The organism is Algoriphagus sp. PAP.12 (assembly GCF_026652115.1).
In the GTDB taxonomy this organism is placed as follows: domain Bacteria; phylum Bacteroidota; class Bacteroidia; order Cytophagales; family Cyclobacteriaceae; genus Algoriphagus.
Window position 1 is genome coordinate 1 of sequence record NZ_JAPPSQ010000079.1, and the last position, 410, is coordinate 410.

Genomic DNA, 410 nt, shown 5'->3' on the forward strand with positions numbered 1-410 from the left:
CTCAGACAATTTTTGGCTACATAGTGCCGGTACTGCTGGACAAAACCGGTCGAGGTTTTTCCGGTGCTTTCCCCACTGGGTTCCATCGCTTGTCCCATCGGACAGATGTAGTGATCTTTCTGTGGATCGTAATACAGGTTTTCCAGCAAGCCATGGACTTTCTTTGATCTGGATTCCTCACTGAGTTCTTTATGGAAGGTATTATACTTGACGTAAGCTTCGATTCGGTTTTCCTCCAGAAAGCAATAGTTCTCTTCACTTCCGTATCCTGCATCTGCGGTACAACAGGAAGGGTAGAATCCGTAATGCTGATGGTACTGCTGTAGATGGGGCTTCAGGGTCAAGGTGTCATTGGGATTGGGGTGCAGGGAATAGTTGACCACGAACCGACCATGGGTACTGAGCTGAAG

General features: G+C 48.0%; 1 protein-coding gene. It reads right to left on the reverse strand.

Annotated elements, in window-relative coordinates; all coding sequences use genetic code 11:
• Positions 1-410 (reverse strand): transposase (locus tag O0V13_RS21535; protein WP_268037078.1); only part of this gene is annotated, 410 nt, incomplete at both ends.